The 26035-nt window shown below is 39.9% G+C and carries 23 protein-coding genes; 9 read left to right on the top strand and 14 right to left on the bottom strand.

Annotated features, from left to right (window positions below; translation table 11 throughout):
- Positions 1-47 precede the first annotated feature (47 nt).
- Positions 48-710: a class I SAM-dependent methyltransferase gene (locus tag CH362_RS03045; RefSeq protein WP_100708857.1), complete on the top strand. Its 663-nt coding sequence runs from the start codon at positions 48-50 to the stop codon at positions 708-710.
- On the opposite strand, the gene mtaB is transcribed toward CH362_RS03045, so the two are convergent.
- From mtaB to CH362_RS03010, 7 genes are all read right to left on the bottom strand, one after another.
- Complete coding sequence (gene mtaB, locus CH362_RS03040) at positions 707-2026, bottom strand: tRNA (N(6)-L-threonylcarbamoyladenosine(37)-C(2))-methylthiotransferase MtaB (RefSeq protein WP_100708856.1); 1320 nt, start codon at positions 2024-2026, stop codon at positions 707-709. The two genes, CH362_RS03045 and mtaB, sit on opposite strands and share 4 nt — an antisense overlap.
- A complete protein-coding gene (locus CH362_RS03035) occupies positions 2007-2795 on the bottom strand; it encodes a tetratricopeptide repeat protein (RefSeq protein WP_100708855.1) in 789 nt (262 codons plus the stop codon). Before CH362_RS03035 ends, mtaB begins: the two co-directional genes overlap by 20 nt.
- Positions 2796-2828: 33 nt before the next feature.
- Positions 2829-3254, bottom strand: a complete 426-nt coding sequence (locus tag CH362_RS03030; RefSeq protein ID WP_100708854.1) for a hypothetical protein — start codon at positions 3252-3254, stop codon at positions 2829-2831.
- A 75-nt stretch (positions 3255-3329) separates the two neighbouring features.
- Entirely contained in the window at positions 3330-5870 is a 2541-nt protein-coding gene (locus CH362_RS03025; RefSeq protein WP_100708853.1) for an ATP-dependent Clp protease ATP-binding subunit, read from the bottom strand.
- A 114-nt stretch (positions 5871-5984) separates the two neighbouring features.
- Entirely contained in the window at positions 5985-6809 is an 825-nt protein-coding gene (locus tag CH362_RS03020) for an ATP--guanido phosphotransferase (RefSeq protein ID WP_208859519.1), read from the bottom strand.
- A gap of 6 nt (positions 6810-6815) precedes the next feature.
- Positions 6816-7508: an ABC transporter ATP-binding protein gene (locus CH362_RS03015; RefSeq protein WP_100708851.1), complete on the bottom strand. Its 693-nt coding sequence runs from the start codon at positions 7506-7508 to the stop codon at positions 6816-6818.
- Position 7509: 1 nt separating this feature from the next.
- Entirely contained in the window at positions 7510-8883 is a 1374-nt protein-coding gene (locus CH362_RS03010; protein ID WP_100708850.1) for an ABC transporter permease, read from the bottom strand.
- Between the two features lie 135 nt (positions 8884-9018).
- On the opposite strand from CH362_RS03010, the gene CH362_RS03005 reads away from it, so the two are divergent.
- Both CH362_RS03005 and CH362_RS03000 read left to right on the top strand, forming a co-directional pair.
- The gene (locus CH362_RS03005; protein WP_100708849.1) at positions 9019-10029 is read left to right on the top strand and encodes a hypothetical protein; all 1011 of its coding nucleotides are present in this window, start codon (positions 9019-9021) and stop codon (positions 10027-10029) included.
- Between the two features lie 80 nt (positions 10030-10109).
- Positions 10110-11156, top strand: coding sequence for an LIC_10230 family protein (locus tag CH362_RS03000; protein ID WP_100708848.1), 1047 nt, complete (start codon positions 10110-10112; stop codon positions 11154-11156).
- Here CH362_RS03000 and CH362_RS02995 read toward each other — a convergent pair.
- Genes CH362_RS02995 through CH362_RS02980 form a run of 4 tightly spaced genes read right to left on the bottom strand, consistent with a single transcriptional unit; the run spans position 11112 to position 13533 of the window.
- Positions 11112-11393, bottom strand: a complete 282-nt coding sequence (locus CH362_RS02995; RefSeq protein ID WP_100708847.1) for a hypothetical protein — start codon at positions 11391-11393, stop codon at positions 11112-11114. The two genes, CH362_RS03000 and CH362_RS02995, sit on opposite strands and share 45 nt — an antisense overlap.
- 6 nt (positions 11394-11399) lie before the next feature.
- Entirely contained in the window at positions 11400-12086 is a 687-nt protein-coding gene (locus CH362_RS02990) for a toxin-antitoxin system YwqK family antitoxin (protein ID WP_100708846.1), read from the bottom strand.
- Complete coding sequence (locus CH362_RS02985) at positions 12087-12785, bottom strand: hypothetical protein (RefSeq protein WP_100708845.1); 699 nt, start codon at positions 12783-12785, stop codon at positions 12087-12089.
- Complete coding sequence (locus tag CH362_RS02980; RefSeq protein WP_100708844.1) at positions 12775-13533, bottom strand: ParA family protein; 759 nt, start codon at positions 13531-13533, stop codon at positions 12775-12777. Before CH362_RS02980 ends, CH362_RS02985 begins: the two co-directional genes overlap by 11 nt.
- A gap of 115 nt (positions 13534-13648) precedes the next feature.
- On the opposite strand from CH362_RS02980, the gene gatB reads away from it, so the two are divergent.
- A complete protein-coding gene (gatB, locus tag CH362_RS02975) occupies positions 13649-15106 on the top strand; it encodes an Asp-tRNA(Asn)/Glu-tRNA(Gln) amidotransferase subunit GatB (RefSeq protein ID WP_100708843.1) in 1458 nt (485 codons plus the stop codon).
- A 60-nt stretch (positions 15107-15166) separates the two neighbouring features.
- Here gatB and CH362_RS02970 read toward each other — a convergent pair whose 3' ends face one another.
- Positions 15167-15637 (bottom strand): GNAT family N-acetyltransferase, encoded by a 471-nt coding sequence (locus CH362_RS02970; RefSeq protein ID WP_100708842.1) that lies wholly within the window; start codon positions 15635-15637, stop codon positions 15167-15169.
- A 373-nt stretch (positions 15638-16010) separates the two neighbouring features.
- Between CH362_RS02970 and dnaE the strand changes: the two genes are divergently transcribed.
- Entirely contained in the window at positions 16011-19532 is a 3522-nt protein-coding gene (dnaE, locus tag CH362_RS02965) for a DNA polymerase III subunit alpha (RefSeq protein ID WP_208859534.1), read from the top strand.
- Positions 19533-19566: 34 nt separating this feature from the next.
- On the opposite strand, the gene CH362_RS02960 is transcribed toward dnaE, so the two are convergent.
- Both CH362_RS02960 and CH362_RS02955 read right to left on the bottom strand, forming a co-directional pair.
- Positions 19567-20631, bottom strand: coding sequence for a histidine kinase dimerization/phosphoacceptor domain -containing protein (locus tag CH362_RS02960; RefSeq protein ID WP_100708840.1), 1065 nt, complete (start codon positions 20629-20631; stop codon positions 19567-19569).
- A 143-nt stretch (positions 20632-20774) separates the two neighbouring features.
- Positions 20775-21683 (bottom strand): M23 family metallopeptidase, encoded by a 909-nt coding sequence (locus tag CH362_RS02955; protein ID WP_165780221.1) that lies wholly within the window; start codon positions 21681-21683, stop codon positions 20775-20777.
- 34 nt (positions 21684-21717) lie between these two features.
- Between CH362_RS02955 and CH362_RS02950 the strand changes: the two genes are divergently transcribed.
- The 4 genes from CH362_RS02950 (at position 21718) to CH362_RS02935 (ending at position 26034) form a co-directional block, all read left to right on the top strand.
- Complete coding sequence (locus CH362_RS02950; protein WP_100708838.1) at positions 21718-22623, top strand: sigma-70 family RNA polymerase sigma factor; 906 nt, start codon at positions 21718-21720, stop codon at positions 22621-22623.
- 39 nt (positions 22624-22662) lie between these two features.
- Positions 22663-23403, top strand: a complete 741-nt coding sequence (locus tag CH362_RS02945) for a hypothetical protein (protein WP_100709254.1) — start codon at positions 22663-22665, stop codon at positions 23401-23403.
- A 75-nt stretch (positions 23404-23478) separates the two neighbouring features.
- Positions 23479-25317: a CHAT domain-containing protein gene (locus CH362_RS02940; protein WP_100708837.1), complete on the top strand. Its 1839-nt coding sequence runs from the start codon at positions 23479-23481 to the stop codon at positions 25315-25317.
- The gene (locus CH362_RS02935) at positions 25318-26034 is read left to right on the top strand and encodes a hypothetical protein (protein ID WP_100708836.1); all 717 of its coding nucleotides are present in this window, start codon (positions 25318-25320) and stop codon (positions 26032-26034) included.
- The last annotated feature ends 1 nt before the right edge of the window (position 26035 follow it).

The raw sequence follows: 26035 nt of genomic DNA, 5'->3' as shown, positions 1-26035 counted from the left end.
GACTAATGAAAGCATTCATAAGACATAATACGACTTCCGGCATATAAATGATCGATATAGAATATTATTACGACCCAGAATATCAGAATTTCCTCCTCTCTAGTAAGAGACGTGAGCTTACCCCTCCGGAAACCGTTTTGAAACATTTTTCCCTGAAGGATGTGCAGAATATCGTAGATTTCGGGATGGGCCTGGGTTTCTGGACGGAAACTCTTCTGAAATCTATCCATAAAGAAGGTTGGGTCTGGGGCGCAGAATGTAACCAAGACTTCTTGGACGAAGTATTACATTGGAAAAACCGAGAAGATATCCAGAGATTTACACCATTTTATATGGAAAAAGCGGATCGTCCTCTATTGCCGGAATGGATCCCTGTCCCTGAGGTAGTTTTTGCTTCTTTAGTACTTTCGACTTTTGCTGACCCTGGCCAAGCAATGGACGGCCTAGTTCGTTCTATGAAGAAGGGTGGCAAATTAATCGTTCTAGACTGGGTCAAAAACGAGTATCCAGTCGGCCCAAAGATCAATGACAAGATCTCTTTAGATAAAATGAAGTTCTTAGCAGAACAATATAAATTAGAAATTGTTAAAACTGTTCGTATAAGTGAGAATGTATACGGTTTAGAGATCCAATCCGGTCCTGAATTCGAATATGGTTATTACGATCTAAGAGAAGAAGAAACTTATTCCGAAGAATTGATCAGATCTTAGCCGATCGCAGCAAGGATTCTTGCAGAGACCTTACCTTCTTTGTCTTTGGCATCGGGGATATATTCTCCGATCTCTACAGTCAAAAATTGTCCTGGGCTTAAACTTTTCAGATCGTTTTCGGGAATTACTGCTTTTAGATAATTATCAGTAACTGCGATCCCGCCGTTTTCCAAAACAGCCTCTCTCTTTTTAGAGAATTGGCTTTCTGCATATTTACGATGCAGTTTTTGAGAAAGATCCATAAGAGAATGAACTCTTTCCTTTTTAGTTTCTTTGGAAACTGTTTCTGGAAATTGCTCCGCAGAAGTATTTTTTCTAACAGAGAAAGGAAAAGCATGTATTTTAGAAAAACCTAATTCTTCTAAGATAGATATTGAATCTTTAAAATCTTCTTCCGTTTCGCCAGGGAAGCCTACGATCACATCGGTTCCTAAGAACAGATCCGGAACTTTGGATTTAGCGAGTTCTATTCTTTTGCGGAAAGTTTCAGGATTATAACTACGTTTCATTCTTTTTAAGATCTCTTTACTTCCACTTTGTAAAGGAACATGTAAGAATGGAGTAAATCTAGGATGAGTAAGAAGTTCCGCAAGTTCCACACCAACATCAGGTGGTTCGATCGAAGAAAGTCTAAGTCTGGAATATTCTAACTTATTTAGGATGGCTTCCAGCATTTTAGGAAATGCTTTTCTACCTTCTCCATCTCTATACCAGCCAAGATTCACACCCGTAAGTATGATCTCTCCTACTCCATTGTCTTGTAAAAAGGAAACCTGATCTAGTACATCCGTCCAGTTTCGGGAAACACCCTTGCCTCTTGCTTGAGGGATTTTACAATAAGAACATTGGCGATCACAACCATCTTGGATCTTAAGATAAGCTCTGGTATGTCCATTTGGTAGAACATCAGAATATGCAAATCTATCCGAAACAGTTTGGATATGAGAAAAATCTGAGCCTTCTTTTTCTAAGATCAATCTAGGTAGATCGGATTTGTTTTCATTACCGATAACACCTGCGATACCAGGAATGGACTCTATAGATTCTTTATCAGTTTGTGCGTAACAACCTGTGACCCAAACTTGAGCGCCTGGATATCTTTTGATCGCATTTCGAATAATATTACGATTTCTTGAATCTGCTTTGTTTGTGACGGTACATGTATTGACCACCACCACGTCTGGAATATCTTCCCCAGCGGCCACGGAGTATCCGTGTTTACTCAAAGAAGAGAATAAACCATCCGACTCAAAAAAATTGAGCCTACAACCTAAGGTATGAAATAATACCTTTTTTTCAGCCGGCGGAAAGGGCATTGATCCTTGCCTCAATTCTTCTGATATTACCTTTTATTTTTTCGTCGTCAGGTTTTAACTTAAGTGCAGAATCCAATTGTTCTTTAGCATTTCTTAATTGTTCGAGGGCCTTTTTAATATTCCCTCTTTTTGCTTCTTGGTTTCCTGCTTTTTCGTAAACTAACCCAAGGTTATTCAATACATTCGGATTATTAGGAACTAAAGACTGAGCCCATTTCAAACTGACTTCTGCTTTTTCTGCACTTCCTAAGTAGAAATATACCTGAGCTTCTAAAACGAGAGGACGGTAATCGTTTCCATCTTCTGCTTTTAGTTTTTCTATGATGTATAGTGCTTCTCGAGCTTTATTATTATATAATAGAGCAGTTGCGTATAATAATCTTACTTCTCTGTTTTTAGGATTAGTTTGGTAAGAATTATAAATGATCTCTAATGCGTCGGGATTCCTACCTGCTTGGATCAGATATCTGGCAAAATCCACACTTACAGCAGGATCTCCAGGTTTTAGTTTTAATGCTTCGGACCAATGAGTAGCAGCGGATTTATTTCTTCCTGCATTATAATGACAGAAAGCTGCTAAGTAATGAGTATCGTAGGATCTTTTTCCTTGTTCGTGAAGTACACGAATAATCTCTAGGGCTTTTTCTGAATTTCCTTTTTGGAATTCCGCTAATGCTGTTTGATAATCCGGTTCGCTTTGAGCGAAAGTATTCCCCGCGGAAAAAACAAATAGTATCAGTGTAAGTAGGAGTATTTTTCCTTTGTGCATCTTTTGGTCACTTTTTATTGGCGGGAATAATTTTTAGGTGGGGACCCCCATTGATTTTGTATTTAGACAATCAATTGAGGAATGAAATGGCTCCACCGGGTCGATGAAAACGATTATACTCGGATATCGTATAGAAAGGAAATGTTCTATTCTTTCCTCAGATACGATCTGAAAATCCCCGGTTTCCAAAACAGGCAAACCGTCCAAGTTTCTGTAGATCTCGTATTCCTCTTGATCGAGGAAATCAGTCAACAGCATATAACCGGATCCGAAGTAGACCCCGCCTTGGAAGTAGTATTTGTAGAGGACGCGTACCTCGGGAAGAAATAAATCAGGCTGGAAAACACATAGGGAAATTTTTTCGATCCCAGCTACGGTTCTGATCTTACGTAAGTGAAACCATACCTTACGGACTAAAAGGTAAAGGAGCACAAATATAATGGGAAGCAGGTACGGCATAGAACCTCTCCAATAAAGTCTCCCTTTTTAGATCAAAAGCCCCCTTTTCGTTTCCGTTCAGGGGGCAAAGATCTGTTACACTAGCGCAGGTTCTTCGGAACGCTCCGGATTGTTCGGAGAACTTCCTCCGTCGGAACCTTGATCTGCAGGTTTATAATCTGTCCAAACTTCTTCTAAGAAGTCCAGTTTACCCTCTTTGAAAGCAACTGTGATCTTAGTAGGCTCTTTGTAAGCGCCTTTCAAGGTTTGGACTGCCATATAATCTTCTAACTCGCGTTGGAATACTCTACGTAATGGACGTGCTCCGAACTTCTCGTCGTAGCCGATATCCATGAAGTGATCCTTCGCTTCTTGAGTCAGGTCTATCTTGATCTTCTTATCCAATAATCTCTTATTGGTGTCTCTGATCATGATATCCATAATCGCCATAAGCTCTTCTTTTTTGAGAGGTTTGAAGTAAACAACCTCGTCCACCCTGTTCAAGAACTCTGGGTTGAAATGTTTTTTCAACTGCTCACGAGCTTGGTCGGACTTGTATTTATCCTCTTCTCCGGAACGGTCCTCGAATCCGAGTCTTACACTGCTCGAAATTTCCTTAGCACCGATGTTAGAAGTCATGATGATGATCGCGTCCCTGAAGTTTACCTTACGACCTTTAGTATCAGTCAGGTTACCTTCTTCCATTACTTGGAGAAGAACGTTGAAAATATCATGATGAGCTTTTTCAATCTCATCCAACAAGATGATTGAGTACGGTTTTTTACGAACGAACTCAGTCAATTGTCCGCCATCATCGTAACCAACATAACCTGGAGGAGCACCGATCAATCTACTGACTGCATGCGGTTCCATATACTCGGACATGTCCACGCGAAGCATAGCATCTTGGTCTCCGAATAAGAACTCAGCCAGCGCTTTAGCAAGCTCGGTTTTACCCACACCAGTAGGTCCGAGGAAGATAAAGGATCCAGTAGGTCTGCGTTCCGCCTTGAAGCCTGTTCTTGCTCTACGAACGGATTTTGCAATTTTTTGGATCGCTTCGTCCTGACCGACAACTCTAAGTTTAAGCTCTTCTTCCAAACGAAGTAGTCTTGCAGACTCGTTCTCTTCCATTCTTTGTAATGGAATACCGGTCCATTGGGAAACTACGGAAAGAATATCGTCTTCGTCGATAGAAACTGCGAAATCATCCAGTTTCTCCTGCCAAGATCTGATCTTTTCTTCCAGAACTTGTTTCTTACGATTTACTTCGTCGCGAACTCCAGCAGCTTTTTCATACTCTTGAGAACGAACTAGATCTTCTTTCTTTTGAGAAAGTGATTTGATCTCTTCTTCTAAGTCTTTTACTGCTTGAGGACGAGCGCAATTTGCAAGTCTTGCTTTTGCACCCGCTTCGTCGATGATGTCGATCGCCTTGTCAGGTAGATATCTATCATTGATATATCTATGAGATAATCTAACTGCCTGGTCCAAAGCTCTTTCGGAATAACGCACCTTGTGGTGAGCTTCGTATGCTTTTTTGAGTCCAGTAAGGATTTGGATAGCATCGTCTACAGAAGGTTCTGCAACTTTTACTACTTGGAACCTTCTTTCCAATGCAGAATCACGCTCGATATACTTGCGGTATTCTGTGCTGGTAGTAGCTCCGATACATTGCAGCTCACCTCTTGCAAGCGCAGGTTTCAGGATATTTGCGGCGTCTACCGCTCCTTCTGCTGCTCCCGCTCCAATCAGAGTATGCAACTCGTCGATAAATATGATGATATTATTAGAAGAAGAAATTTCTTTCATGATCTTCTTTAATCTTTCTTCGAATTCTCCGCGATACTTGGTTCCTGCGATCAGGCTTGCCAGATCCAAGGAAAGTACACGTTTATCGAATAGAAGATCCGGAACATTCTTCTCTACTATTGCAAGTGCGAGACCCTCTACAATTGCTGTTTTACCAACTCCGGACTCTCCAACTAATACTGGGTTGTTCTTAGTTTTACGAGAAAGGATTTGGATCACCCTTTGGATCTCGTTAGATCTTCCTACAACTGGATCCAGTTTTTTATCTCTAGCTAATTGAGTAAGATCTCTTGCGAACTCATCCAAGATAGGAGTTTTAGTTTTTTCAGCGCGAGGAGTTCCAGGTTGAGCAGTTGGCTGGCTGGATACTCCAACTGTGCTTGTAGGAGGAGCGCCTAATAGACGTAAGATCTCTCCTTTGATCACATTATAATTCACGCTAAAGGAGTATAACGCTCCGCCTGCGATATTATTATTATCTCGCAATAATGCTAGAAGAATATGTTCAGTTCCAACATAGTTGTGTTTAAGACGTTTGGCTTCTTCCTTAGAGAGTTCGATAATTTTTTGGTATCGATCCTGTCCTTGGGCCATGTCCATCAACAATGTGCCGGAGTTCTCCCTGGTCCTGCGCTCTACTTCTTTACGAAGTTCGTTCAGGTTGATGTTCAGGTTATTCAGTATTTTTATCGCGACCGAATCTTCTTCCTTTAACAATCCTAGTAAGATATGTTCAGGGCCGATAAATTCGCTACCAAGACGTTTTGCTTCGTCTTGCGCGATCTCGTTGATTACTCGTTTTGCTCTTTTAGTAAATTCCAACATAATTGCACGCCCTTCCTGATGGGTTCTGTAGGTTAGACTGTATTCGCATCCAATTTCCAACTGGGAGCCGGAATCTCCCTTAAAGAATATATCGGACTAGTTAACCAAAAAGGATTACGGGGCAAATGAGGCTTTTGTCCCTTCTTTTCCGCTTATTACCAGTAAGGCTAAATACGAAACCAAATTGAAAAAGGAATTTTTTCTATTTGGGCCGAAATTTTTTCGGAAAAAAACCAATCTGCCCTTCAATTCTTCCCGATAGAAGCCCCAGTCTGTAGGCAGCCTGAAATCCCTTAACTCTCCCGAGTCCGCAAGTCTCGCCGGAATAGAAACAGAAAGTTTGTCTCCAAAACCAGAATTTGTCGGACAGGAATTGATGAATCCGATCCCTTTTTGAAAATCAAACTTATCTTCCGCCTCGAATTTCGTTAAAAAATCAGATTTTAGGACAGAGTTTAACTCAACCAGAGAATCAGTCACATATTCCCAACGAATATGATCCTCGTCTCCCATTACTAATGTCCCTGAATTCCAGGGAATTCTTTGTTTTAATTCTAAGTTCGGATGTTTTTTTCCTGAATTTAGATCTTCCACCTGGGAAGTAGACTCTTCTATAAATCTGTTTAGAAACTGGTCCGTCTTCTCTGTTCGTTTGGTATAAGTTGAATGTTTCGGATTTCTGGCGATTCGGAACCTATATGTAAACGGTAACCTGTGAGAATCTATATAGGACAAACCTTCTTCCCAATTTGTTTTTCTGAATTTTTCCCAGGTATCAATTGCAGTAAAATGAGAAGGAGGTTCCCAATCAGAAGCTGCCTGGATCGGAATAAACTTGGTATATTCTTCTCCCAAAAATTGGATGCAATGAGCACATCCTATCTTTCCCCGATTTTTCCAGTCGAGAAGGGATAAGCCGCAATAAATACAGCCATCCATAAATATTTATACCGTTTGAGGAACCACTGCGGGTTTGAGTTTTCCTTGGAAAATCTGGTTTCTCTTATGAGCAAGTGCTGCCAGTTCCATATCATGGGTCACAAGTATTAGACTAAATCTAAGATCCTTTTGCAATTCTTGGATGAGACCCATCAGATTTCTAGAATTTTCTCTGTCCAAATTTCCAGTAGGTTCATCCGCAAGTATGAGTTTTTTTCCTGCGACGAGTGCTCTCGCCACTCCAACTCTCGCACTTTCTCCCCCCGATAGTTGAGAAGGATGGCTGTGGATCCTTTCTTTTAGTCCTACTTTCTCTAACATGGAGGCAGCTTCCTTCTCCGCTTTAGAAGTAGAATAACCTTTGATCAAAAGTGGAATGCTCACATTCTCTAAAGCTGAAAAGTCAGGAAGAAGAAGGTGATGTTGAAAGATAAATGCAATCTTTTCTGCACGGAAACTTTCTTTGCCTTTCTCATCCAGATTGTTTAGATTAATTCCGCAGACTTCAATCTCACCTGAATCGAAACTGTCCATTGCTCCCAGAATATTTAGAAGAGTGGATTTTCCGATCCCGGATTTTCCTTCGATGGAAAAAATTTCAGCTTCTTCCACGTCCATATCCAATCCATCTAGTACGGAAAATTCCTTTTCTAGGATATGATATTTTTTAACCAGATTCCGGATCTTAATAATGCTCACGTTAGTCGTTCCTTATGGTGTCGACAGGATTCAAACTTGCGGCCCATCTTGCGGGGAAGTATCCGGCGATCCCGGAAAGTATTGTAGCCGCAGTAGTTACCATAAAAATAAAAGGTATATTGATATCCACAGGCAGTTTATCAAAATAATAAATCCGTTTAGGAACTAATTCCACAGGAGTCCAATCCGAACCAGTGAAAGAAGGTCCCAAAAGATTAATGATCTCTTCTATATAACCTATAATTGTATCGAGTGAGTTTGCTAAGAATACTCCTCCAACTCCACCAGTTAAAGAAGCTAAGATCCCCACAAGCATTGCATTTAATGTAAAGATAAGAAGAATGTCGGAAGCAGGAAGTCCGAGTGCTTTTAAAACTCCGATAGACTTACGTTTTGCTCTTACTAAAGAATATACGGAAGCGACCATTCCAAGCGCTGCCAAGATAATAAATAAGAAAACGATAATGGAGATGATCGTCTTTTCTAACTGCAGAGCTGCTAAAAGATTTTCTTGTTCTTCTGCAATTGTTCTAACGGATAAAGAAGAAGCTGCATCTATTTCTTGTTCAAACTCTAAACTATTAAAAAGTCTGTAGAGTTTACGTTTGCTAATCGCAAGATCATCTAAAGATTTTGCTTTGATAGTGATCTGATTTACAGAATCTTTCATTTTGAAAAATTTCTGTGCAACAGGTAAGGACATATAAACAAAACTGGAATCGAACTTATAGTTCCCAGTTTTAAAAAATCCAGATACTCTGAAATTCTGAACGCTTACTTCGACTCCTTTTCCGAGAGAGAATCTTCCGCCTGGAACAGCTAAAGTAAGTTGTTTGCCCAAACTGAAATTATAAAGATCCTCCATTTCTTTGCCCAGAATGATATAACTTTCTCGGTTCAGATGGCTTAACTCTTCCCTATCGTAATGAACTATTCTAGGAAAGTTATGAAGTTTATGTTCTATCAATTCATCCACGCTTGGAACAGCGACTGCCTTGATTAGAACTGGATAAAATACGTTATATCTTTGGATGAGTCCGTGGCTTTGGATCCCACCTTCTACAGAAATGATCCTGTCTTTCAGATCCGGATCGTTTTGTATATATTTGATGATCTTTTGGTAATCTCGGATCTCTCCGCCATTGGAACTACTTTCAATTGTAATATGTTCTCCGCCCTGCCACAAGGATTCCTTAAGTTGCTTCTGGAATCCATTAAAGATAGAAAGTACAACGATTAGAAGGGCGACTCCGACGGCCATGACGATAAACGAAATCCTGGATTTGATCGAAAGCAATCCGGTGACTCTGGATCCTCGGATATATCGGGAAGTGAGAAGTAGGATTAGGGGGGATCTATGAAAGAAGAAATTCATCAGTTGGGCGGTTGAAATTAAACAAATCCGCAGATTTCCTTAGTTTGACAATTATCAGATTCCGATGCAGGATGTCAAAAAAAAGTCGATACCGATTTGGCCTCATAGTAGTATCGGTGTTTCATTCGAAATTTTATGCCATCCGAACAAGTATATTCCTTATTATTTCAGTCTAGGGACGGGGCGTCCTCTCTATACATCTTATTTGGGGGAATCGTAGACCCGGTTTCCAGTCGAATCGATAGATTCGAGGTAATCGCCGTAGGAAATAGCGAGTTGATCAATATTCCGTTATCCGGAACCACCTTCAAAGACATCACCAATGTCTGCCAGAAGATCAAATACGAAGGTAAACAACTTAAAAACCTTACGAATAAACTTCAGGAATTATTCTCAAACAACGGACGCTCCGATGATTTTATGGAGCAGCTCATTCATTATATCAATAAACGTGAAGACGATAAGATCAAATATCTGATCAACCAGATCCAAAACCAAGCTATGGGAAATTCCAAACCTGATATCAGTCTTTGGTATTCTTTGATCGATCGCGACAAGATTGATGAGGCTGGTTCAGGAAAATCTTCCTTTGAATCTTTGGATTCTGAAGAATCACAAGAAGATTCTAGTCCGGAAGAAGCTCCTATTATCCCAATTGGAGTACCAACTGGGATAGATGCTTCTATTCCACCAACTGCTGCAAGAGTTCAGTTCAAATTTATTCTTTCTCCTGTTTCCGGAATCCCGGTCAACCAACTCAAACCTGGTGATCAAATTGTAGTACAACTCACAGGAAGTGATCCTACTACAATGGGGATCATAGATTCTATGAAACTCAAAACGGAAGACGGAAGTATCAAACCTATTCCAGCAACAGTTGTTGCCACCGAAAACAAAGGTGTGGAGAACGAAACCATTGTCAAAATAGGCAATGATGTCTTTGGTAAAATTTACGAAGAAGAAAATTCAATCAAAGTCCGACTTTACACCGGTGAAAAACCAGTTTCTAAATCTGGCGGTTCAAACACATCTACAGCTTCCAACGCTTCTTTAGAAGCGGGAGAATCCAGTCTACTTCTGACTGTACTCATAGCTTTGGGGGTTGTGGGAATTGGAATGATCGCGATTTTTGTATTCTTACTTTAAATCAGGTCCTTCTTCTCACAACTTTTTAGATGGAGAGAATCCAGCTTAGTAAAATCATAGCCCTATAGACGGATTACGATATGAAATCTCGCATTAAATTGACCATTACTTACATTATACCTTTCGTTCTTCTATTGGTCAGCGGATTTCAACTTTTCCTTCAACCTACATTTCTGAACACAAACGACACTTCCACAATGGAAGCGTTATTAGATGGAACCGCAAGAGAGCCAATCTCTGGATTTTATTTCCAGGGCGGTGCAATCTCTCAAATGCTTCTGACTGAAAAGATCTTAAAAGAAATAGAAGATCCAAGTCTTCCTAGCGATTCTCAACCTGATGAGATCAAAAACAGATTGGGAAGAGTTTTACTCGGACAAAGATTGCAGATCTTCTTTTATGTATTCTTAGCAGTTCTTTCTCTGACTTCTTTTCTTTCTCTTTATTTCAGAGCATTTTTCTATGCATTTTTAAATAGGGTTTTATACTTTTTCGGTTTTATTCATGGGCTTTTCAGTATGCCGAATATCGCGTTGGCAGGAGCAAGTTCAGGAAGAACAGAAGATCTTTTTTGGGTAATACCTTCTCTATTCTTAGCATTCGCTTGGATCATAGGTATGATTTATCTTATGATCACCATCGGAAAACTTTTCTCTCAAGATGATGCGGATCGTTTTTATTCTCTTAAAAATCTGAGCGAAGACGAATCAGAATTTAGATCTGAAAGTAATCGAAACCATTCTTTTGCTACTGCACTTCTTCACTTTTTAGGAATTGTAGCACTGGGAACTTTGATCGGAAATATAGTTTATATTCCACTATTCGTTCTCCAAAAAAATTATTCAGAACCTTTCGGGATCTTGATCGCAGGTGCGGTTATCGCCGTTTCTGCATTTTATATCCGAAATTATCTTAAATTTGGGAAAAGTCCTGAGTTAAGCACTTACCAAAACTTGACATTAGGGATCAGTTATTTGCAGGTCAGATTTATCAGGATCGCTTTGATGATTCTTTTAGTTTTAGTTCTGGTCATTGTATTTATTCTTTTCTTATTCAATCTACTTACCATCAATTTCGGGATCTTAGAATCCTTGTTTCCATCCATCGATAGTAGACAGAATCTCTAAAGCGTTCTTTCCTAACCAATAACAAAGAACAATATGAGAGAAAGCTAAAGCAGAATAGCTTAGTCTATGCAACACTCGTCTGAATGTGATAAATATCCCTAGATGAGTTATAATTAGAGAAAGTATAAGACCTTCTCCTGCATAATGATTCAATGTAAGATAAACGCTTAAGTAAATTGTAATTATAATAAATCCCCAGGCCGCAAACTTCTCCAGTTTGAGATGTTTAGGATCCACTAAGGTTTATCCGCAATGAGATTCTTTTTTCTGAACTTCGCAGAGAACTTTTCCAGTAGGGGAAAAGATAGTTCTGGATAAGAAGTTACCATTCTCATCAAAAACTTCGACAGACTCTGTTTGTCTGTTTGGGAAATAATAGAACCAAGTGCGGATCTTTCTTCCTTTGGAATAATAACCTGAATATTCCAATTCTCCGTCTTTGAAGTATTTTTGCCAGAAGTCGGATTTTTGTCCGTTCTTATAATTGCCTTTTACTTCCAGAGAACCTTCCGGGTAATATCTCTCGTACGGACCTTCTTCGTTTCCTTCGTCTCCATTAATTTGAGCGAATTCGTCTTTGATCTGACTTCCGAATTTTTGTTTTATATATGGTTTACCGTCCGCAAAATACCAAACCCAATCTCCAATCTTGGAGCCGTGTTCGTATTTTCCAATAGAAGAGATACCTTCTTCGGATCTGAGATAGGATTTACATAGTCCGTGATAGAGTTTATTTTCATCTAAGGGACATTCGAAATATAACTTTCCATTATCGTAATATATTCTAGCGAGCCCAGGCTCATTCAGAATATAAGCGTTCATGTTTTTATCGTACTTTGCACCCGCAGGGAGACCTTGGGGTTTTTCTGCGGATTCACAAAAGAACGCAAATTGGCAAATGAAGAATATTATAAATTTTGAAAATTTCATCTAATCGATGGTGAATTTTTTAGTCACGAGAATTTCTCCATTCTCGTCTTTGATCTCTGCTTCGTAAGAACCTTCGTCGTCGAAGAAAGAATCATCATAGTAAGTTTGGAATTTATCGAATCTGCGTTTGAATTCTTTTTCTTGAACGCTGATCTCTTCTTTGGATTCATCCACTTTATAGATCGTAAGTTTGATCTTATCAGGAGAGAACCAACCACCTCTTTTATAATAAATGAAAAAGTCTTGTCCGTGAGTGAAATGGTATTCTTTCTCGGAACCCATTCCGGAAACTTTATCCGGAGTCATCTTATCCACGTCCATATAGATCTCATGTTTAGAAGGCCAGAGCCACCAAACAAAGATCAATACCAAGAAGACACCGAGAATGCGGATCCATTTTTTATTTCCGTTAGAATCGCGGAGTCCCGTTTGTGTGTATTCTTCTATCCTCATACCGTTGTTTAGCTTGAAAATGGGCTCTTTTTTGGGCAATTGTTTTTCCCGGCTTTCGGGCGATTCAGAAGGAGCAGAATAAGTCTCTGACTTAGGACTTTGTTCAGGAACAGAACGAGACGGTTCAGAAGAAGCTTGCGTTGTAGAAACAGATTCTGAAACCTCAGGCTGAGAAACTTCTCCTCCTAATGTTTTTTTGACGGCTGCTCCTGCCGCTTTTTTTAATAAGCCCTTCTTACCCGCCAAAAGAGTAGACCTCGTCTGTGAATTGCTGGTAGGCCTTGGTCGTTTTGTTTTTGGGTTGGTATTCGTACAAAGACTGGTTCAAAAGATGTGCTTCTTCTACAGCGACAGAAGGAGGAATTTTAGATTCGAATAAACGAAGATGTTCTTCAATCATAGGAACCACCGTTTGAGACATCGTGGTCCTTTGTTGGAATAAGGTCAATAATGCTCCCAAAATTTTCAGATCAGGGTTAAACCTTTTTACTGTATGATTTTTGGCTTCTAAAATCGCTTCTATCCCATCCAAAGAAAACTTAGAGATCTGCAATGGAACAATAAGTCCAGTCGCGGCGACAAACGCATTCATGGTGATCAAAGAAAGACTAGGAGGACAATCGATCACCACCCAATCAAAATCATTTGAGACAGTTTCCAGGGCTTCCTTCAGAACAAAAAATCCGTCCATTTTTCCTGAAAGTAAAACATCTATTTGAGAAAGTTTAGAAGAAGCCGGAAGCAAACTCAACCCCGGGGTCCGGGTAGGAATGATCAATTCGCGAATTGGGACCTTCTCGCTAAAAAGTAAAAAAGAGTCCTTACCATTTTTGGAAGAAGATTCCGAAAATACAGAAGTCGCGTTGCTCTGGGCATCCAGGTCTATGAGTAAAACCCTTTCTCCCTTCCTGGCAAGACCGACAGCAAGATGGACGGATGTAGTGGTTTTCCCCACTCCCCCTTTTTGATTGGCTATACAAAGAGTTTGTTTCATTCAAAAATCCGTTGCCGGTACTGGTCCTCTTAGAAGAATAACTACATAGGCCTCTAAAATTTCAAGAATAAGGAAAAATTTCCTGTTCTTCCGGAACTGAGGCAAGGGAGCCCTAATGGAATACGAAGTAATCATCGGTTTGGAAGTACATGCTCAATTAAACACGGATTCCAAAGTTTTCTCCGATAGCCCTTCCAAGTTCGGAGCCCCTCCTAATTCCCAGGTATCCTCAGTTTGTTTGGGACTCCCAGGTTCTTTGCCAGTTTTAAACGAAGAAGCTTTGACTAAGGCAATCATGGCCGGCCTTGCATTCGGTTCCAATATCACTCTTCATACTAAGTTCGATAGAAAAAATTATTTTTATCCTGACCTTCCAAAAGGTTACCAAATTTCACAATTCGACAGACCGATCTGCGAAGGTGGAAAAATCTTTTTTACGGTTAAGGGAGAAGATAAACCTAGATTCGTAAACCTCACACGCATTCATATAGAAGAAGATGCCGGAAAATTAATACACTCTGCTGATCCTAAAATTCCTCAGTCTTATGTAGACTTGAATCGTGCAGGAACTCCTCTGATAGAGATCGTTTCAGAACCTGATATGCGTTCTTCCGACGAAGCATACTATTATCTTTTGGCTCTTAAATCAGTTCTTAGATATATTAGAGTCTCCGATTGTAATATGGAAGAAGGTTCACTTCGCTGTGACGCAAACGTTTCTATTCGCCCTAAAGGTTCTGACAAATTTGGAACAAGAGTAGAGATCAAAAACCTAAACTCATTCAAAGCTGTTAAAGCTGCTATCGATTACGAAGTCGAATGGCAAAGAGATATGTACACTCAGGGAAAAACTTTCCCTCAACAAACTAAACTTTGGGACTCAGCATCTAATGTGACTCTCACAATGAGAACCAAAGAGATGAGCCATGACTATAGATATTTTCCAGATCCAGACCTTCCTCCTGTAATTCTTACCAAAGAAACGGTCGAAGATATCCGCAAATCTCTTCCGGAACTTCCTGATGCAAGAAGAGACAGATTTGTAGAAAAACTAGGACTTCCTAAATACGATGCAGAAGTTTTAACCGCAGAAAGAGAAATCGCAGACTATTACGAAAGCGCTCTTAAAGTTTCTGGAGACGCAAAAAAGACCTCCAACTGGGTAAAAGACGAAGTATTAGGAATTGTTAATAAAGAAAGTATTACCATTTCCGAATTCAAAGTAAGCCCGGAAAGAATCGGCGGTTTGGTAAAACTGATCGCTGACGGAAAAATTTCAGGTAAGATCGGTAAAACTGTCTTCGAAGAAATGCTCGATTCAGATAAAGATCCGGAAACAATCGTGACCGAAAAAAATCTGATCGTTGTTCGTGACGATAAAGAGATCGAAAGGATCGTAGACGAAGCAATTGCTGCAAACGAAGACGCTGTCCAAAAATACAAATCCGGTAAAGACAGAGCTCTAGGCGCAATCGTCGGATACGTGATGAAAGTTTCTAAGGGAAAAGCAGATCCGAATTTAGTGAACCAGATGTTACTGGATAAATTAGGACCTCTGCCTCCTAAAGGTTGATTTTCAGAAAGCATGCCTGATAGGAAAAACTATCAGGCGATTTATCTACTTAGGGAGAATTTATTTCTCCTTAGGAACCGCCCAATAATAGTGCAAATATTCTTCGTTTAATTTAAATCCAAAACGTTCATATAAATGCCTAGCATGACGATTGTCAGGATGAGTTTCTAATCCCATTCCCTTGCCACCATGTTCTATTATATGATTCGCTGCTTCTTTTAGGATTTTTTTAGCAGTTCCTTTTCTACGTTCAGTTTCTCTAATATACAAATCGTTGAGTATATAATCTCTTTTCATGGATAAAGAAGAGAAGATTGGATAAAGTTGTGCGAAACCTAGTAAACTTCCCCCTCCTTCTGCAACGATCAAAACGGAATCCTTATGCAAAAGTCTATCTTCCAAAAACTTTTTAGCTCCTGTAAGATTGGAAGGAAATCCGTAAAACTTACGATAAAGGTCAAATAATTCCGAAAGTTCTTCTAAATCGGAACGACTGGCAATTCTTAGGCTGATTAAATTTTCTTTTTGCATTTTGTTTGCGAAGGCAATAAAAACAATTTATAGGTTTTAAAGTCTATTTCGATTTTCTAAATTATACATTCTACTTTGCAGATTTCGGAATCTTTCATCCGCTTTCTTTCATTTTTGGAATATTTTTAGATCCATAAGTAGTGGGAACTACTACAAGAGGGTCTTTTAAAATGGATGTGTTAGACCGGAGTGGATAGCCTCTTCGAGGCATTCTAGAAAAAGTGGATTTTATTATTTTTTCCCATTATGATTCGCAGGAGAAAGGCTTCGGGAAATTCTGACATTTCGATACAGAAATCCCAAGCCGGTTTTTAAGATTTCCGGCTACTCCGCTTGACGGAGGTAGGACCCAATTTCTATTATGTCCCTTGGTATGGAAGACTTCGCCCACCTTCATCTCCACACAACTTACTCAATGCTCGACGGGGCGATCCGCATCAAAGAGCTAATGCAGCATGTTAAGGAGCTTGGTATGAGCTCTGTGGCAATGACTGACCATGGAAACATGTTCGGCGCCATAGAATTTTATAACGAAGCGACCAAAGCAGGGGTTAAGCCCATTATCGGCTGCGAATTTTATGTTTCTCCTAACAGAAAAGCAGAAACGGAAGAATTTAAGATTGCCGATGGAAACGCATATCATCTCATCCTTCTCGCTAAAAACGAAGTAGGTTACAAAAATCTAATAAAGCTTGCGAGTAAATCTTATACCGAAGGCTTTTATAAGAAGGCAAGGATAGACTACGACCTTCTTGACAGACATAGCGATGGTCTTGTCTGTCTGACCGCTTGTCTCGCGGGAGAGGTGAACCGCAAAATTTTAGAAGGCAAAACTCCTGAATCCTTCCAGCTTGCAGGTAAACTAAACGAAATTTTCAATAAAGAAGACTTCTACTTAGAGATCCAGAATCATGGAATTCCAGAGCAAGACATAGTTGCAAAAGGTGTATATGATCTCGCTCAAAAGACTGGGATCAAATTAGTAGTCACAAACGATTCTCACTTCTTGAAAAAAGACGATAAAGAGGCTCAGGATATTCTTCTTCGTATTGGAATGAGAAAGAACATCGAAGACGAGATGGAGTTTGGATTCAACCAACACTTCTACGTTAAAAGTCCTGCGGAGATGAAATCACTCTTTCCTGAACTTCCTCAGGCATTTTACTCCACATTAGAAGTTCGTGATAAAGTAGATCTCAAATTAAAATTCGGAAATTATCTTCTACCTGAATTTAAGGTTCCCGATGGCTTCGACGAATACGGTTTTATGGAAAAACTGGTTTGGGAAGGAATTCGCCAACGTTATCCCCAAGTTACTTCCGAGATCAAAGAAAGAGTCGAATTCGAACTAAACACGATCAAGAGCATGCACTTTGCAGGTTATTTCTTGATCGTTCAGGATTATATTAACTACGCTAAAAAAACCGGCATCCCAGTAGGTCCAGGTAGGGGTTCCGCAGCTGGCTCCATCGTAGCTTATGCGCTTGGAATTACGAACGTAGAACCTTTACAATTCAATCTACTCTTCGAAAGATTTTTAAATCCGGACAGAAAGGACATGCCGGATATAGATACCGACTTCTGCGTGGAACGCCGAGAAGAAGTAATCAATTATATCCGCCAAAAGTACGGAGAAGATAGAGTCGGTCAGATTATCACATTCGGATCTTTAGGCGCTAAAGCTGCGCTCAAAGACGTTGCTCGAGTGATGAATCTTCCTTACGAAGAATCTAATAAACTCACAAGTTATTGTCCAAGCAAACCTGGTATCACAATCGACGAAGCTTTGGCTATGTCCGGTGACTTAAAACAAGCCAGTGAAAAAGACGACTTAAACAAAAAGATATTCGCGATCGCAAAACGTCTAGAAGGAAACCATAGGCAGCCGGGGCGCCATGCCGCGGGTGTAGTAATTTCTCCCTTCCCTCTAGAAGAAGTGGTTCCGCTTTCCACAGTTGCTGAGAAGGACAAACCAGGCGTCCGTTCAATCGTAACTCAGTATGAAAAAAACAATTTGGAATCCGTCGGCCTTATCAAGATGGATATCTTGGGTCTCAAAAACTTAACGACCCTAAACTATGCGATCAAACTTGTAAGAGAAAGAAGAGGCATCGAATTAGATTTAGATAAAATTCCTCTGGATGACTCAAACACTTATGCATTATTAAGAAAAGCGAATACACTTGGGATCTTCCAGTTAGAATCCACCGGTATTACTGATCTTGTGGCCCGAAGCCAGGTCTCCAACTTTGATGAGATCGTAGCCTTAATCGCACTTTATCGTCCTGGTCCAATGGAATCGGGGATGTTAGAGGAATACTTAGAACGTAAGAGTGGCAAAAAACCTGTCACCTATCCACATTCTTCCACTGAAGTTATCTTAAAGGAAACATTCGGACTCACTGTTTACCAAGAACAGGTGATGAGTATATCACGTGTTGTCGGCGGATATACCATGGGCGAATCGGACATGCTTCGAAAAGCTATGGCCAAGAAGAAAAAAGAACTTATGGATCCACTGCGGATCAAGTTTATCGATGGAGCTCAAGCACAAGGCCATGCAAAAAAATTCGCAGAAGAACTTTTCGATCAGTTAGAAAAATTCGGTGGATATGGATTTAATAAATCCCACTCCGTGGCTTATGCATTAGTCACCTATCAAACAGCTTATATGAAGGCCAATTATCCAACAGAGTATATGGCAGCATTACTAGCTGGAGATCATTCCAAAACCACTGATATCACAAAATATATCAATAACGCTCGTGAAATGGGGATCAACGTTTTGACTCCTGACGTAAACGAGTCCGATGTATCTTTCTCCGTAATCGATGACCAGACAATTCGATTCGGTATCTCCGCAATGAAAGGTGTGGGAGAAGGTGCTGCAGAAAATATTATCCAAGCCAGAAAAAACCTCGGAGGTTTCAAAGAGATCACCGAGTTCATGACCAATATAGACACTCGAGTATTGAACAAAAAAATTCTCGAGGCGTTAGTCCAAGGTGGTGCATTAGATTCTTTCGGTTATACTCGAAAATGTTTATTCGAGTCCATGGATAGTTTAGTTTCATTCGCACAAAAAGAACAGGAACGATCCAGAGAAGGCCAATTTTCACTTTTTGGAGATAGCGGACTCAGTTACGAATTAAAACTTCCTAAAGACGCAGACGAATGGGAGATGGAAGACAAACTTAAGAGAGAAAAATCCGTCACAGGCCTTTTCCTTTCCGGGCACCCATTAGATAAATACAAAAGCCACTTAAAAAGTCTAAACTCAGTTCCGATTGAAACATTAGATAATGTTAAAGCAGGCAATAAGGTAGAAGTAGTCGGGATCCTTACTTCTTTAAAGATCAAATTCACCAAGAAAAAAGAAGAATTCGTAAACTTCAAATTGGAGGACCGCACAGGAGAAATAGAATGTGTGGCCTTCCCTAAAGTGTATCAAAAGTTCAAAGAGATCATCAAAGAAGATCAGGCTGTATTCTTAAAAGGAGATCTAGACAGGATAGAAGCCGGAGAATCCGAACTTAGAGGGCAGATCAAAGTAAATAGCTTTGAGATCCTAAATGACGCCACCATCGAAGATAAGATGGAGAAAGCACTTCATATCAAACTTGGTGACCGTCACAGAAAAATGCCGGATATCATTGCCCAACTACATACTCTACTTGCTGCCTACCAAGGAAACTCCCAAGTATATTTCCATTTGATCTCTGGGGACGAAGAGAAGAAGGTGATCCGTGCTCATAATCATTACTCTGTGCAGCCAAATCCTGAGCTAATGAATCGATTGGTTACCTTACTCGGGGAAGATACAGTTTTCGAAAGTTTCGGAGACAATGTAAGACTCTACGGAACGAACGGGACCAAACAAGCCGTTAAGATATAAATTCTTTCGGCTTCTAAAAAACAGAATTTAAAGTTTACCTTCTTAAAGTTACTAAGCTAGCCGAAACTCTCCCGACACCACTCGGATCCACTTTTAGATCTCCACCGGAATGGCTAAGCAGATCTCTAGAAAAACGACTCCAATCTCCTTCTACTAAACTTGCGCCTTCTACTTGAAGTTCTAAAGTTTTAACTGTAGGATTCCTAAAACTGATCTTTAGATCTTCTACATGATTCGTAACCGAGTCAGAAGTGGCTGATACTATCTCTCCCAAAACTAAAAGAAGAAGGTTCGCTTCTTTCACATCTAACTGATAATGTTTTGCAACCGGATCTACATTTGGAAGAGCCTTGTATTTAGAAACGATTCGATTTAGATAATTATCAATCACTTCTCCCATAGAAACACTTTGTACATGTTCTGCGTCTTGAGAGACCGTATGAACTGAGGCAAGAGCCAATATTCTTCTTTCTAAAATTTGTAAAACATTCCTAGTTTCCATAGAATGTTCCGAGTCTTTTAGAAAAGAAACCATACCCAAGATCACTTGCATATTATTCCTGACCCGGTGAGAAAGCTCTTTCAAAAGAACATCTTTGTCCAAGATCAGTTTGTCCATATTCGCGCCAATTAAAACGGCGAATAACGTAAGAACACAAAGTGATGCTATTGAATCTGTATAAATTTCACTTCCAGTCGATCCGATCGAAAGTCCGGTCTTCCAAAAGATAAGCCCTAAACAGTAAAACATCGCAACCACTGCCATCTTACGATTGAAAAAATAGAGTTGGAAAAAAACTAAAACTGGAAACCAGACCGCAGCATTTTTAACACCAGGACCATAAACAACCCCAAGTCCTAAAGCTAAAGTGAATAAAAAAGAAGTAAGATAAACTGCTTCTTTGTATCTAGACTTATAAAGTAGAAAACAACATAGAATTGAAGTGATTCCGGCGACTGTATATCCAGGCCTGAATGTATGATTGCCTGTTAAAAACTCAAAGCCTAAGATCCCGGAGGAAATAAAGCCTACTACAATCGCGATACCAAAAAGAAATTTTTTGCGAGGTAAACCTGGGATATCTACGATTTCAAACATAAGGGCACCCTATTTTCCGAAAGACCGGAAGATGACCTATTGGACGGACCAGGCTTTTTATCTGCAACAAAGCAATTTAAGAGAAAGATTGGAAAAACAGAATATTCTAATTTTTTATAATTCGAATAACTGCTACAGATAAACTAACGAATTCGGCTTACGTAGAAAGTGAATGTCTTTTCTGTAAGGTTTTCACGAAAGTCCCAAGCCAAAACCTTGATTACATTCTCTCCATTACGAAAATCCAAATTACCGACCAAGTATTGATCTTTAAAATAGAGATCTGAAAATGGGAACCCTTCTGAGTTTTTCCATTCTCCTTTTTCGTAATGTAGATTTGAGAAGCTTGCCTTCTTCAATAATTGCCCGTTTAACGAAACCTGGATCTGAGAAACACCCCTTCTCTGACCGGATTTTTTTCCTGCATCTTGGATCCCGACAGTAACCGGAAATGCTCTAGAAATATTAATATTATCTCCGTCATTTACCTGGCTGTATTTGTACTCGTCGTGGTGAATAAGTAAATTTCCGATCACTGGAGGATTTTCATCTTCTACGATAGGCAAAACCTTCATAGGATCTTGGATGGTTTTTCCGAAATCTTTAAGTAAGACGAAATGGAGGTGGGCGCCGCTGGAGTGACCGGTGTTTCCGGTGTAAGCGATCTTTTCTCCCCCGGCAACTAGACGCTCTTCTAATAAACCTGGAAGTCGTCCGTCTTTCAAATGGTAATAAGAAGAATACGTCCCATTTCCGTGATCCAACCAAACAGAATTCCCAGTCCCGAATTCTTCCCCGAAAGGATCATCTTCGCCAAACCGTGAATAGAGGATCTTTCCCTCTGCCATCGCCAAAACCGGTTCTCCAGTAGAAGCGATGTCCATTCCGTTATGAAAATGGTCCCCCCGGGATTCTCCGAACACTGAGGTGACCTTATTTTCGATTCCGTCTGTTTTCACCGGGAAAAGAAAATTTATTACTTTATCGTTTTGCGCAAAGGTGCTTAGATGGAACGCGGCCAAGATAATTCCGAGGGATATACTACGTCTCATATCGTTGGCTCTCAGGTGCAAGGTTACATAAAGAATGAATTTGTCAAAGGATAAAACCCTCGACCTAGTTACCCGTTGCGGGGAAGGAGACGAGGCCGCTCTCAAGTTATTCTTCGAGTCCTATTCCGAAGATATTTACAATTTTCCGATGAAGATCTTTCACCTAAGTGAAGATGACGCCGGAGACTTCTTCCTATACGCGTTCGAAAGACTGAAAACCGGAGCGAGATTCTCTAGCTTCAAAGGTAAATCAAGTTTTAGAACATGGTTTTACTCTGTTCTACGTAATATGCTCATCGATTGGCAAAGAACCAAACGAGAGCTGAAAATGACCAACCTTGGAAAGATCAACAAGGAAGGAAAAGAATACGCAACTATCGAAGATGAGCCTGATCTTCGCCCTGATTTAATAGAAGAAGCCCAAGAGCTGACCAAACATTTCCACCAAGTTTTGGGGGAGATAGGCGTAGAAAAGAGAGTTATTTTCAAACTTTCTTATATATATTACCTCAACCTAGACGAGGAAGAGATCCAATTCCTGATCGAAAAAACAAACCTGGGTGTAGAGGAAATTAAAAAGAAAATTTTGGGTCTTCGCTCTGAACTTTCTAAGCGGGAAGAAGAGAATATCCGTATGGAAGACAAGATTACGTCTCTATATTTAAATATTTTAGAGCTGAAAGAAAAGCAGACTGTAACTGTTAAGAAAGCTCCATTACTTCCTCAAGAAATAGATAAAACTTCCCAAGCATTAAAGAAGAAATACGAACAACGCAAAAAACTATTAGAAAAGCGCAAAAAAGGCCATTTCCTAGCTAGGACCCCGTATCGAGAGGTTGCTGACCTTTTAGGGATAACCGAGGGGAATGTGAGCGTTACATTACTTAGATTGATCGAAAAAATACAAAAAAAACTCAAATTTTCGGAATTGTCTGAGTAGAAAGAATCGTCTTAAAACCTATTGGAGAATCTTACTCAAATGGAATCCAACCGCGAAAACTCGGTGCCAGAAATAATCCAGTCACTATTTGAAGGGAAACCTGAAGTTCTGACTAAACTAGAAAAAGACACCGAACTACAAAACGAACTTATTAGAATGGAAGAAGCGCTCCAGGCTACCCTAAAAGCTGCCGGTGAGTCCTACTTCGATTCAGCTTCACGTACACATTCTTTCCAATCCTTCCAAGAGGATTTGGATCTGAATAAGGCCGAACTAAACGAAGGCTGGCAGGTTAAACCTTTTCCGGAATATCTGAAAAGATATGTGGAAATGGAATTAGCCCGTAAGGCACAAGGAAAAGAATCCATCGTAGTTAAATTAGGAAAATCCGGAGCACAACTTTTCGGAAGCTTAATTGAAACTCTTCAAATCAACACTCGTGTAGATTATGCGCCTGCTATGCGTTCTGCAGTAGCAAAATCGCCTTCTTCTTCCGAGTTCATTGTATTTGAAGAAAAAATGGATAAGGACTGCAAGTTCACTTACCAAGTCGTACAAGAAACTGAAGAAACTGCTTACTTAAGTGTCAAAATCGAATGTCCAAGACCGGAAGATTTCCAAAGAGTAAATCTTTCTAAGGACGGAAGATTCATACTTTCTAACCAATTCAACTCCGAAGGGATCACTAATTTCTCCGGATTGAGAGAAGGAAAGTACACAGTAGAGTTTCAGGGAAAAGACTTGTCTAAATCCATAGATCTCTTTATCCTTTTGGATTAAGAGCGTTGTAACCAGTTTCCTTCCTGACTCTTATGTCACGGCGAGGAAACTTCTTAGGCGCAGTTTTTAGATCCAATGCTGAACCTAATCATAGACAGAGTCGGTGCCGTAAACGTATTCAATATTCTGGATAGTTCCGGCAGCGGATCAGAATCACATCTTCAGTCCACTATGGACGAAGATCTAATCCTAGAGTATATTAAGGAAATCGAAAACTTAGTTCGAGTTTCCGTTGCGATCCACCAAAAATCAGGGCATACCCCAACTCTAGAAACTGATATTCTTCATGATCTAAAGATCCTGGGAGAAACTTTCTACGATCAGTTTTTTCCAACAGCTATCCAAGAAAAACTCAGACTTACTACTGAAAAATACCTTCACTTTAATATAGATCCTAAACTAGGAGTGATCCCGTGGGAGCTCCTACATGACGGCACTTGTTTTCTCTCAGATAAATTTTACATAGGAAAAACTGTAAGAGGAGAATCAAGCAGCGGTGCATTCAAAGAAAAGGAGAAGCTCCGCATGCTTATCATCGCGGATCCAACCGAAGATCTAGAATGGGCTCAGAAAGAAGGAGAACAGATCTTTAGGGTTCTAAGTGAGAAGGTACCAAGTTCTAGATTAGAAATCGAATTTATAGGCGGACGCCAAGTTACTAAATTAAAACTTCTTTCTCTCATCAAAGGAAAGAATATCATCCATTACTCAGGACATTTATATTTTTCCGATGATCCTTTAGAAAACGGATGGCTGATCTCTGAAGGAAAAATCCTAAAAGCAAGAGAGATCAAAAACTCTGGATTTAATACAGATATGGTGTTCTCTAACTCTTGCCAATCCAACAAAAGTGCGACTAGAAATCTGAACGCAGATCTAATGAACAATTTTGCAGGATCCTTTTTGATGTCCGGAATAAAAAGTTTTATCGGGACCAATTGGGAAATCGCAGACAATCAGAATACGATCGATTTCACGATCCAATTCTATACGAACTTATTTGCAGATAAAAGTATAGGCGAGTCTTTGTATTTAGCAAAGGAACACGCTAGAAGAAATTATGATCCAAGCGATCTTACTTGGACCAATTATAGCTTACATGGACAACCGGTCATCAGGGTAGTTTCCGATCCTACAAAAGGAAAACCAGTCCATAAGATCATTAATCCTTCTTTAATATTCAAATTTTATCCAAATCCGATTGCAGCGTCTTATTACAAGTTCACTGAAAAACAGAAAGAAGAAGCACTTACTTCCTATCAATTGATGGAACACTTGATCTTTGCATTTGAGGAATTTTCCAAGGTGATTGGAGGGATCTTATTTAGCGATCATCAGAATCACTCTTTAGGAAAATATATCCCTAACAATCCGGACGATGCATATAATACTGAGAGATGGTGGGAACTGATGTTCCAATGCCTTCATGATTTCAGAAAGTTAGAGATCACTCCTGTAGTTACTGATCTTCCTGAAATACTTTTTGCGAACAAAGATACGATCTCCAAGATGATCCAATGGATCGATCTGTATTCAAAAGGTCAGATCCAGCCAGAATCCGCAGACGGATATCTGATCACATTCCAGTATTATTTTGAAAATCTTCTTACAGAGTTAGAGGAATTGGAGAGGATCAGTATCTTCTTAGTTTCTACCAACTCGAACAATCATCTATTCTTCCGCGGAATAAAATCCGAATCTTCTTTAGTTGCCGCTCCTATGATCAAACAAGACTTTATTGGAGAACAGATCGAAAAGTATAGAGGAAAGGTAATTGTTTTCCACGAAGATAGAATGCAGATCTTCCCTCTGAACTGCAATATAGTAGAAAATCCTGAAACAAAAGAATTGGAACTCTCGTTTTTAGGATTTCTTCCTTCTAAGCCTGGGAATCTGCCTCACGGCGGTTTATAAGTGGGGCTTTGCCAACCTTCTGCGGACGTTCCGTTTTCTTGCGGAGCCTGCTGCGGATTATTCAATCTAGAATTAAAGCCGGATCAGTTCAGAACTCTCTTAAAAGATAGAACTGAAACTTTCAAAGAATCTGTCGACTTCTCCAAACCATATACGATGGCTGAATTCAGAAAGGTTCGGGAAGAAGCAGAAAAAAATTACATTAAGAAAGACCCACTCACCTATAATTGTCCCTTCTTAGGAATGCTTACAGAAGAAGTGAGCGGAACTTCTCCGGACGTCAAAGTCAGAAGTAGAATTGGATGTATGATCCATCCTATTTATACGGGAGATCCACGTAGCCAGAATTATTCCTTTTATGGAGCATCCATCTGCCAAGCCTACGATTGTAGGAACAAAGAAAGAAATTTTGCAGATGAATGGGAGAATATATTTTCCGAATTTGCAGATGATTCTTTTTCTTATTCTTCTCTTTCTTCTGATTATAGAAGTATTGATCTAATCGAAGGTTATCTAACAGAAAAAGGGATCCCTTCTTCTGAATGGTTTAATGGCTCAAGAGAAACTATTCATAAAATTCTAAAGATCAAATTCGAACAGAATATCTCTTTATGGAATACTTCTTTCGAGCTGGATATGGAAAGTCCACCTCCCATCTCTTTCAAAGAAAGATTGGCGAAATGGTTGGGCCTGGAATCAGATGATCCCAGGCTTTAAT

This window comes from Leptospira saintgironsiae (assembly GCF_002811765.1).
GTDB lineage: Bacteria > Spirochaetota > Leptospiria > Leptospirales > Leptospiraceae > Leptospira_B > Leptospira_B saintgironsiae.
This window is presented reverse-complemented; position numbering and strand designations above follow the sequence as displayed.

Bases quoted from the DNA above. Each gene is read 5' to 3' on its own strand.
- CH362_RS03045 (WP_100708857.1), top strand. From the start codon at position 48: ATGATCGATATAGAATATTATTACGACCCAGAATATCAGAATTTCCTC.
- mtaB (WP_100708856.1), bottom strand. From the start codon at position 2,026: ATGCCCTTTCCGCCGGCTGAAAAAAAGGTATTATTTCATACCTTAGGT.
- CH362_RS03035 (WP_100708855.1), bottom strand. From the start codon at position 2,795: ATGCACAAAGGAAAAATACTCCTACTTACACTGATACTATTTGTTTTT.
- CH362_RS03030 (WP_100708854.1), bottom strand. From the start codon at position 3,254: ATGCCGTACCTGCTTCCCATTATATTTGTGCTCCTTTACCTTTTAGTC.
- CH362_RS03025 (WP_100708853.1), bottom strand. From the start codon at position 5,870: ATGTTGGAATTTACTAAAAGAGCAAAACGAGTAATCAACGAGATCGCG.
- CH362_RS03020 (WP_208859519.1), bottom strand. From the start codon at position 6,809: ATGGATGGCTGTATTTATTGCGGCTTATCCCTTCTCGACTGGAAAAAT.
- CH362_RS03010 (WP_100708850.1), bottom strand. From the start codon at position 8,883: ATGAATTTCTTCTTTCATAGATCCCCCCTAATCCTACTTCTCACTTCC.
- CH362_RS03005 (WP_100708849.1), top strand. From the start codon at position 9,019: ATGCCATCCGAACAAGTATATTCCTTATTATTTCAGTCTAGGGACGGG.
- CH362_RS03000 (WP_100708848.1), top strand. From the start codon at position 10,110: ATGAAATCTCGCATTAAATTGACCATTACTTACATTATACCTTTCGTT.
- CH362_RS02990 (WP_100708846.1), bottom strand. From the start codon at position 12,086: ATGAAATTTTCAAAATTTATAATATTCTTCATTTGCCAATTTGCGTTC.
- CH362_RS02980 (WP_100708844.1), bottom strand. From the start codon at position 13,533: ATGAAACAAACTCTTTGTATAGCCAATCAAAAAGGGGGAGTGGGGAAA.
- gatB (WP_100708843.1), top strand. From the start codon at position 13,649: ATGGAATACGAAGTAATCATCGGTTTGGAAGTACATGCTCAATTAAAC.
- CH362_RS02970 (WP_100708842.1), bottom strand. From the start codon at position 15,637: ATGCAAAAAGAAAATTTAATCAGCCTAAGAATTGCCAGTCGTTCCGAT.
- dnaE (WP_208859534.1), top strand. From the start codon at position 16,011: ATGGAAGACTTCGCCCACCTTCATCTCCACACAACTTACTCAATGCTC.
- CH362_RS02960 (WP_100708840.1), bottom strand. From the start codon at position 20,631: ATGTTTGAAATCGTAGATATCCCAGGTTTACCTCGCAAAAAATTTCTT.
- CH362_RS02955 (WP_165780221.1), bottom strand. From the start codon at position 21,683: ATGAGACGTAGTATATCCCTCGGAATTATCTTGGCCGCGTTCCATCTA.
- CH362_RS02950 (WP_100708838.1), top strand. From the start codon at position 21,718: ATGAATTTGTCAAAGGATAAAACCCTCGACCTAGTTACCCGTTGCGGG.
- CH362_RS02945 (WP_100709254.1), top strand. From the start codon at position 22,663: ATGGAATCCAACCGCGAAAACTCGGTGCCAGAAATAATCCAGTCACTA.
- CH362_RS02940 (WP_100708837.1), top strand. From the start codon at position 23,479: ATGCTGAACCTAATCATAGACAGAGTCGGTGCCGTAAACGTATTCAAT.